Genomic DNA, 9,404 nt, shown 5'->3' on the forward strand with positions numbered 1-9,404 from the left:
GGAACATCGAGAATCAGCGCAATGCGGCCGTCACCGGTGATGGTGGCGCCGGACATGCCCGGTGTTCCCTGGAGCATTTTGCCCAATGGCTTGATGACCACTTCTTCCTGGCCGACCAGTTGATCGACGACGAAGCCGATCCGCTGAGTGCCCACCGAAAGAATCACCACATGGCCTTCGCGCTGCTCTTCGTGAGCGGCGGAGCTGACCAGCCAGCGCTTGAGGTAGAACAATGGCAGCGCCTTGTCGCGCACGATCACCACTTCCTGACCGTCGACGACGTTGGTGGTCGACAGGTCGAGGTGGAAGATTTCGTTGACGTTGACCAGCGGGAAAGCGAACGCCTGATTGCCGAGCATGACCATCAGCGTCGGCATGATCGCCAGCGTCAGCGGCACCTTGATGACGATCTTCGAGCCCTGGCCCTTGGTCGAGTAGATGTTGATCGAACCGTTGAGCTGGGAAATCTTGGTCTTCACCACGTCCATGCCGACACCACGGCCGGACACGTCGGAGATCTCGGTCTTGGTCGAGAAACCCGGGGCGAAAATCAGGTTGTAGCACTCGGTATCGCTCAGGCGATCGGCCGCGTCCTTGTCCATCACACCGCGTTTTACCGCGATCGAACGCAGGACGTTCGGGTCCATGCCTTTGCCGTCGTCGGAGATCGACAGCAGGATGTGGTCGCCTTCCTGCTCGGCCGCCAGCACCACGCGACCGCCACGGGCCTTGCCCGATGCTTCGCGTTCTTCCGGCGATTCGATGCCATGGTCAACGGCGTTGCGCACCAAGTGGACCAGCGGGTCGGCCAGGGCCTCGACAAGGTTTTTGTCGAGGTCGGTTTCTTCACCCACCAGTTCCAGGTTGATCTCTTTCTTCAGCTGACGTGCGAGGTCGCGAACCAGACGCGGGAAGCGCCCGAAGACCTTCTTGATCGGCTGCATCCGCGTTTTCATCACGGCGGTCTGCAGGTCAGCGGTGACCACGTCGAGGTTCGACACGGCCTTGGACATGGCTTCGTCGCCGCTGTTGAGGCCCAGGCGCACCAGACGGTTACGCACCAGCACCAGCTCGCCGACCATGTTCATGATCTCGTCGAGCCGCGCGGTATCGACGCGCACGGTGGTTTCCGCTTCGCTGGCCGGTTTTTCCGCCGGAGCAGCGGCTGGCGCACGGGCCGCAGCCGGTGCAGCAGCGGCGGCCGGTTTCGGCGCCTCGGCTTTCGGTTCAGGCTTGGCGGCAGGTTTCGGCGCAGCAGCGGCCGCCGGAGCTTTCGCCGCTGGCGTGGCGACGCTCGACGCAGAGCCGGCAGTCGCAGCGCTGGCGTCAAACTTGCCTTTGCCGTGCAATTCGTCGAGCAGCGATTCGAATTCGTGATCGCTGATCAGGTCACTGCCGGCCGCAGCGGCTGCCGGTGCAGCAGGTGCTGCCGGCGCCGAAGCGATGGCCGATTCCAGCGCGTCAACGGCGAAGTTGCCCTTGCCGTGCAACTGATCGAGCAAGGCTTCGAATTCGTCGTCGGTGATGTCCGAGCTGTCGCCCGCAGCAGGTGCGGCCGGCGCTGCTGGTGCCGCTGGAGCGACCGCATCGACAGCAAACTGGCCTTTGCCGTGCAGTTGATCGAGCAGCGATTCAAATTCGGCGTCGGTGATTTCATCGCTGGCTGCCGTGTCGGCAACCGGCGCGGGCGCCACAGCAGCGGCCGGAGCCTCAGCCTGGGCCTTGACGGCATTCAGAGAGTCCAGCAGTTGTTCGAATTCGTTATCGGTGATGTCGTCCGAGGAGTCGCTTTCAACGACCAGTTCTTCGATCATCTCGGCAACCGGCGAAGCCGGGGCTTCATCCGCCGATTGCGGTTCGGCCAGGCGCGCCAGCGCGGCCAGCAGCTCCGGCGTCGCAGCGGTGATCGGTGCACGTTCACGGACTTCGCTGAACATGCTGTTCACCGCGTCCAGTGCTTCGAGCACCACGTCCATCAGTTCTGCATCAACGCGACGCTCACCCTTGCGCAGGATGTCGAACACGTTTTCGGCGATGTGACAGCACTCCACCAGCTCATTGAGCTGAAGGAAGCCGGCGCCCCCTTTTACAGTGTGGAAACCGCGAAAAATTGCATTGAGCAGATCTGCATCATCCGGACGGCTTTCCAGCTCGACCAGTTGTTCGGACAGTTGCTCAAGAATCTCGCCGGCCTCAACCAGGAAATCCTGAAGGATCTCTTCATCGGCGCCGAAGCTCATTAATGGGGTGCTCCTACAGGTCTAAAAACCCAAAAAACCCGAATTCCGAAACTCTAGAATCCAAGGCTGGATAACAAATCGTCCACATCGTCCTGACCGGACACAACGTCTTCTCGTTTATCGGCATGAATCTGCGGACCTTCACCCTGCGAGAGATGTTTTTGTGGATCTTTTTCAGCAAGCATTGCGGCGCGGTCATGTTCGATGCCCGCAAAGCGGTCGACCTGACTGGCCATGAGCACGAGTTTGAGCAGATTGCTTTCGACTTCGGTGACCAGTTGGGTCACACGCTTGATCACTTGACCTGTGAGGTCCTGGTAATCCTGAGCCAGCAGGATGTCGTTGAGGTTGCTCGACACCGCACGGTTGTCCGTGCTGCTGCGTGACAGAAAACCGTCGACCCGGCGCGCCAGTTCACGGAACTCTTCAGCCCCGACCTCGCGACGCATGAAGCGGCCCCAATCGGCGCTCAACGTCTGCGCTTCATCAGCCAGACTGTTGACCACCGGTGTGGCGCTTTCCACCAGATCCATGGTGCGGTTGGCCGCGGCTTCCGTCAGCTTGACCACATAGCCCAGGCGTTCGGTGGCGTCGGTGATTTGCGACACTTCCTCGGCCTGCGGCATGTGCGGATCGATCTGGAAATTGACGATCGCACTGTGCAGTTCACGTGTGAGCTTGCCCACTTCCTGATACAGGCCGCGGTCACGGGTCTGATTGAGCTCATGGATCAGTTGCACCGCGTCGCCGAACTTGCCTTTTTCAAGGCTCTCGACCAGTTCGACCGCGTGTTTTTTCAGGGTCGATTCGAAATCGCCCTGTGATGATTCGTTATGCTCCATAGCTCCCCCGCGCATTCATCAGCCGATGCGTTCGAAAATCTTCTCGATTTTGTCTTTCAACGCTTGAGCCGTGAAAGGTTTGACCACGTAACCGTTCACACCGGCCTGGGCGGCCTCGATGATCTGCTCGCGCTTGGCTTCAGCAGTCACCATCAACACCGGGAGGTGCTTGAGTTTTTCATCGGCGCGCACGTGACGCAGCAGGTCGATACCGGTCATGCCCGGCATGTTCCAGTCCGTTACCAGAAAGTCGATGCTGCCGCTGTTGAGCACCGGAATGGCAGTGGTGCCATCGTCGGCCTCGACGGTGTTGGTGAACCCAAGATCGCGCAGCAGGTTCTTGATGATCCGCCGCATCGTTGAGAAGTCATCAACGATGAGGATTTTCATGTCTTTGTTCAATTCGACCTCCAAGCAGTCTTAAACGCGCCCAGCACCTGGACGCGCCACTTCAATCAATCGGCGCAGCACTTAAAGTTTGTCTGGAGCACAACGGATCGAGACCGGCGCCGTTCATCACCGCACCAGCCTCGTTTCGCAGTGTCCCCACACTGCCTTCAGCGCGCTCGCCACTCCCCCAAACGCCCCCGCAGACGGGCCGCGCACTGGCTGTGTAACTGGCTGACCCGCGATTCACTGACGCCAAGGACTTCACCGATTTCCTTGAGGTTCAGCTCTTCGTCGTAGTACAGCGCCAACACCAGTCGCTCACGCTCCGGCAAATTGGCAATCGCGTCCGCCAGCGCCGCCTGGAAGCGTTCATCTTCCAGATCGCGTGACGGCTCCATATGAGCACTCGCGCCATCCTCGTGCAGCCCTTCGTGTTCGCCGTCCTGCAACAGGTCGTCGAAACTGAACAGGCGACTGCCCAAGGTGTCATTCAGAATCCCGTAGTAATCGTCGAGACTCAATTGGAGTTCGGCCGCAACCTCGTGATCTTTAGCGTCACGGCCGGTTTTAGCTTCAATCGAGCGAATCGCGTCGCTGACCATCCTGGTATTACGGTGAACCGAGCGTGGCGCCCAATCCCCTTTGCGCACTTCATCGAGCATCGCGCCGCGGATTCGAATGCCCGCGTACGTTTCGAAACTGGCGCCTTTGCTGGCGTCGTATTTGGTCGAGACTTCGAGCAAACCGATCATCCCGGCCTGGATCAGGTCTTCGACCTGCACGCTGGCCGGCAGGCGCGCCAGCAAGTGATAGGCAATGCGCTTGACCAGTGGCGCGTAGCGCTCGATCAATTCGTATTGCGCGTCACGCGCCGACTTTTTGTAAAGATTCATGCCACTGGCGGTCATATCACAGGCCCTGCGGTTTGCTGCACGAGACGCTCGACGAAAAATTCCAGATGCCCGCGCGGGTTGGCCGGCAGCGGCCAGGTGTCGACCTTCTGGGCGATGGCCTTGAAGGCCAGCGCGCACTTGGAACGGGGAAAGGCTTCGTAGACGGCGCGCTGCTTCTGCACTGCCTTGCGCACGCTTTCGTCGTACGGCACGGCGCCGACGTATTGTAGGGCGACGTCGAGGAAGCGATCCGTGACCTTGGTCAACTTGGCGAACAGGTTGCGCCCTTCCTGCGGGCTCTGCGCCATGTTGGCGAGCACGCGGAAGCGGTTCATGCCGTAGTCGCGGTTGAGCAACTTGATCAGCGCGTAAGCGTCGGTGATCGAAGTCGGCTCGTCGCAGACCACCAGCAACACTTCCTGGGCGGCACGAACGAAACTGACTACCGAGTCACCAATACCCGCAGCGGTGTCGATCACCAGCACGTCGAGATTGTCGCCGATGTCGCTGAACGCCTGGATCAGGCCGGCGTGTTGCGCCGGGCTCAGGTGCACCATGCTCTGCGTGCCGGAGGCCGCCGGCACGATGCGAATCCCGCCCGGGCCCTGCAACAGCACGTCGCGCAGTTCGCAACGGCCTTCGATGACGTCGGCCAGTGTGCGCTTGGGTGTCAGCCCCAGCAGAACGTCGACGTTCGCCAGGCCCAGGTCGGCGTCCAGCAGCATGACCCGACGGCCAAGCTCTGCCAGCGCCAGCGACAAGTTCACTGACACGTTAGTCTTGCCGACGCCACCTTTGCCGCCGGTCACCGCGATCACCTGTACGGGATGCATGCTGCCCATGTTATTTCTTTACCTTGTCTTGCATAGACGGAGGCCACATTACTGGCTGCGCGTTCCTGATCGGAACAATGCGTGGCAGACCATCGATGTAGGTACAAAAACTGTTCATGATTACCTCAGCCAACCTGCTTGGTCGGGCTGTGATAGATATCAGCGAACATGTCAGCCATGGCTTCTTCGCTGGGTTCTTCCTGCATTTGCACGCTGACGGCGCGGCTGACCAGTTGATGACGACGCGGCAGATGCAAATCATCCGGAATCCGTGGGCCATCGGTCAGGTACGCGACCGGCAATTCATGACTGATCGCCAGGCTCAACACTTCGCCGAGACTGGCCGTTTCATCCAGTTTAGTCAGGATGCAGCCGGCCAGCCCGCAACGCTTGTAACTGTGATAAGCGGCGGTTAGAACCTGTTTCTGGCTGGTGGTTGCCAGGACCAGATAATTTTTTGAGCGAATGCCACGCCCGGCCAGGCTCTCAAGCTGCATGCGCAACGCCGGATCACTGGCTTGCAGGCCGGCAGTATCGATCAAAACCACGCGTTTGCGTAGCAGTGGATCCAATGCCTGCACCAGCGACTGACCCGGATCGACGTGCGTCACCGGCACGTTGAGGATGCGCCCGAGGGTTTTCAGTTGTTCCTGCGCGCCGATGCGGAAGCTGTCCATGCTCACCAGCGCGACGTTCTGCGCGCCGTACTTGAGCACGTAACGCGCGGCGAGCTTGGCCAGCGTGGTGGTCTTGCCCATGCCGGCGGGGCCGACCATGGCAATCACACCGCCCTCTTCCAGCGGCTCTACTTCCGGTACGGCAATCATCCGCGCCAGGTGGGCCAGCAGCATGCGCCAGGCCTGACGGGGTTCTTCGATATCGGTGATCATCGCCAGCAGATCGCGCGACAGCGGGCCGGACAGGCCGATGCGCTGCAGACGGCGATACAGATTGGCCTGGGCCGGGCGGCTGCCTTGCAGCTGATTCCAGGCCAGGGTGCCGAGCTGCACTTCCATCAGCTCGCGCAGGCTGTTCAATTCAAAACGCATCGAATCCAGCGCACGCGGATCGACGCCCGCCGAGGCCTGCGCAGGCGCTGCGGCCGGACGCGTCGGTGCGGCGTAGGTCGGCTCGCTCAGCGGTTCGGCAGCAGTCAGCGGCAGGCCTGCGGTCAGCGGCAGCCCGGCGAACAACTGCTGATTGGTATTGCCGTCGGCTTCGCCACGCAGGCTCAGCTCGGCCTGGGCGGTGACGATGCGCGACTGGGTCTTGCGCAGCTCGTCTTCGAGTTCCATGTTCGGAACCCGTGGCGCCAGCGCCGACAGTTTGTAATCCAGAGCCGCCGTCAACTCGACGCCGCCGGCAATGCGGCGGTTACCGATGATGGCGGCATCAGCGCCCAGCTCATCGCGAACCAGCTTCATGGCCTGACGCATATCGGCGGCGAAAAAACGCTTAACTTGCATAAACCACTACCTCAGCCGTTGGGCCCTACTGTCGCAACGATGGTCACTTGCTTGTTGTCCGGTACTTCCTGGTAGGCCAGTACATGCAGCCCTGGCACTGCGAGGCGGCCGAAGCGCGAGAGCATCGCGCGAATCGGGCCTGCTACCAGCAGGATCACCGGTTGGCCTTGCATTTCCTGACGCTGGGCCGCTTCGATCAACGAACGCTGCAGCTTCTCGGCCATGCTCGGCTCCAGCAGAACGCCCTCTTCCGAGCCTTGTCCTGCCTTCTGCAGACTATTGAGCAATATCTGTTCCAACCTTGGTTCCAATGTGATTACAGGCAGCTCGGACTCAGTGCCTACAATGCTTTGGACGATTGCACGGGATACGCCGACCCGCACAGCGGCGACCAGCGCGGCGGTATCTTGACTCTTGGCAGCGTTGTTCGCGATCGCCTCGGCAATGCTGCGAATGTCGCGCACCGGCACGTGCTCAGCGAGCAGCGCTTGCAGAACTTTGAGCAACTGCGACAGCGAAACCACGCCCGGCACCAGCTCTTCCGCCAGTTTCGGCGAGCTCTTGGCCAGCAATTGCATGAGTTGCTGCACTTCCTCGTGGCCGATCAGCTCACTGGAGTGCTTGTACAGAATCTGGTTCAAGTGCGTGGCGACCACGGTGCTCGCATCGACCACGGTGTAGCCGAGCGATTGCGCCTGGGCGCGCTGGCTGATTTCGATCCAGACCGCCTCGAGGCCAAAAGCCGGATCTTTGGCGTTGATCCCGTTGAGCGAGCCGTACACCTGACCCGGATTGATCGCCAGCTCGCGATCCGGGTAGATCTCGGCCTCGGCGAGGATCACGCCCATCAGCGTCAGCCGATACGCGCTCGGCGCCAGATCGAGGTTGTCGCGGATGTGCACGGTCGGCATCAGGAAGCCCAGATCCTGCGAGAGCTTCTTGCGCACGCCCTTGATCCGCGCGAGCAATTGCCCACCCTGATTGCGGTCCACCAGCGGAATCAGGCGGTAGCCGACTTCCAGGCCGATCATGTCGATCGGCGTCACGTCGTCCCAGCCCAGCTCTTTGGTTTCCATGGCGCGTGCCGGCGACGGCAGCAGTTCCTGCTGACGCTTGACCTCTTCCAGCGCCACGACCTTGGCGACGTTCTGCTTTTTCCAGAACAGGTACGCGCCGCCCGCAGCCAGCGCCGCCATGCTCAGGAAGGAGAAGTGCGGCATGCCGGGCACCAGGCCCATCACCGCCATCAAACCAGCGGCCACGGCCAGCGCTTTCGGCGAGGCGAACATCTGGCGGTTGATCTGCTTGCCCATGTCTTCCGAGCCGGAAGCACGGGTTACCATGATCGCCGCTGCTGTAGATAACAACAGTGATGGCAATTGCGCCACTAAACCGTCACCGATGGTCAGCAAGGCGTAAACCTTGCCCGCATCGCCGAAGCTCATGCCGTGCTGGAAGATACCAACCGCCATGCCGCCAATGAGGTTGATGAACAGAATCAGCAGGCCGGCGATCGCGTCACCACGGACGAACTTGCTGGCACCGTCCATCGAACCGTAGAACTCCGCCTCTTGGGCGACTTCCTGACGGCGCGACTTGGCCTGGTTCTGGTCGATCAGGCCGGCGTTGAGGTCGGCGTCGATCGCCATTTGTTTGCCGGGCATCGCATCGAGGGTGAAACGCGCGCTCACCTCGGAAATCCGCCCGGCACCCTTGGTCACCACGACGAAGTTGATGATCATCAGAATCGCGAAGACCACGATACCGACCACGTAGTTACCGCCGATCACCACCTCACCGAAGGCCTGAATCACCTTACCGGCAGCGGCGTGGCCGTCCTGACCGTGGAGCATCACCACCCGCGTCGAGGCCACGTTCAAGGCCAGCCGCAGCAGCGTCGCCACCAGCAGAATGGTCGGGAACACCGCGAAATCCAGCGGCCGCAGCGCATACACGCAGACCAGCAGGACGACGATCGACAGAGCGATGTTGAAGGTAAAGAAGACGTCGAGCAGGAACGGCGGTACCGGCAACATCATCATCGCCAGCATGACCAGCAGCAACAACGGCACGCCCAGATTGCCTCGACTGAGGTCGGCAACGTTGGTGCGTGCTGTATTGAATAACTGAGTGCGATCCACCGGTTTTCCCCGTTCCTTTAAAGCAAACTTTTGACGCCCAGAGCGGGCGCAGGGCGGCTATTGCAAGAAGCTTTCCAACTTTTGCCCAAGCAAAAAAGATCGCAGCCTTCGGCAGCTCCTACATGGATTTACATCTCCTGTAGGAGCTGCCGAAGGCTGCGAACTTTGTTTTTAAACGACGAGTTTAAAAGACACCTGCCGACACGGTCTCAAGGCTACAAATCCTTGCGCCATTGCCTACAGCCAAGCCAGAATCCGCCGGCTTGTGCGCTTTGAGGTCGAGTTCTATCGTGGTCCGGTCGCTGACGAATCAGCGATCGGGTTTAGCGACTCGAACTCAAGTCAAAGGTGCATCAGCGTTCCAGGCTTCGTTGCGGATCTGTATGTTCGCGATTTCGTCATGGTGGCTGTATGCGGGAGACCTTCGGGTCTGCCGGGTGCCTTTGACCGGTTCGCTAACCCGCGTACAGCCGCCACCCTCCCTGTTTAGCGACAGGTTGTAGCGGCTCCACTTCAAAGGAGCTTCACCATGATCAAACCAACACCCAACCCGCCCGAATCCGACCCCACCTCCCTCTACGAATCCCTCGATTCAAAAA

The 9,404-nt window shown here is 60.5% G+C and carries 7 protein-coding genes; all 7 read right to left on the reverse strand.

The window, feature by feature from the left end:
- On the reverse strand, window positions 1-2,240 hold a 2,240-nt coding region (locus tag D8U60_RS17385), incomplete at its 3' end, for a chemotaxis protein CheA (protein WP_130900584.1).
- A 53-nt stretch (window positions 2,241-2,293) separates the two neighbouring features.
- Window positions 2,294-3,082 carry a protein phosphatase CheZ gene (locus D8U60_RS17390; protein ID WP_016771058.1) on the reverse strand — a complete coding sequence of 263 codons (789 nt, stop codon included), beginning with the start codon at window positions 3,080-3,082 and terminating at the stop codon, window positions 2,294-2,296.
- A gap of 18 nt (window positions 3,083-3,100) precedes the next feature.
- Window positions 3,101-3,472, reverse strand: a complete 372-nt coding sequence (locus D8U60_RS17395; protein ID WP_024012118.1) for a chemotaxis response regulator CheY — start codon at window positions 3,470-3,472, stop codon at window positions 3,101-3,103.
- Window positions 3,473-3,639: 167 nt separating this feature from the next.
- Complete coding sequence (fliA, locus tag D8U60_RS17400) at window positions 3,640-4,380, reverse strand: RNA polymerase sigma factor FliA (RefSeq protein WP_016771059.1); 741 nt, start codon at window positions 4,378-4,380, stop codon at window positions 3,640-3,642.
- Window positions 4,377-5,207, reverse strand: a complete 831-nt coding sequence (gene fleN / locus D8U60_RS17405; RefSeq protein WP_016771060.1) for a flagellar synthesis regulator FleN — start codon at window positions 5,205-5,207, stop codon at window positions 4,377-4,379. Before fleN ends, fliA begins: the two co-directional genes overlap by 4 nt.
- A 116-nt stretch (window positions 5,208-5,323) precedes the next feature.
- Window positions 5,324-6,664 carry a flagellar biosynthesis protein FlhF gene (flhF, locus tag D8U60_RS17410; RefSeq protein WP_024012117.1) on the reverse strand — a complete coding sequence of 447 codons (1,341 nt, stop codon included), beginning with the start codon at window positions 6,662-6,664 and terminating at the stop codon, window positions 5,324-5,326.
- Between the two features lie 11 nt (window positions 6,665-6,675).
- Window positions 6,676-8,805, reverse strand: coding sequence for a flagellar biosynthesis protein FlhA (flhA, locus tag D8U60_RS17415; protein ID WP_016771062.1), 2,130 nt, complete (start codon window positions 8,803-8,805; stop codon window positions 6,676-6,678).
- Between the last annotated feature and the right edge of the window lie 599 nt (window positions 8,806-9,404).

It is taken from the genome of Pseudomonas sp. Sample_11, assembly GCF_004307505.1.
Classification (GTDB): domain Bacteria; phylum Pseudomonadota; class Gammaproteobacteria; order Pseudomonadales; family Pseudomonadaceae; genus Aquipseudomonas; species Aquipseudomonas atacamensis.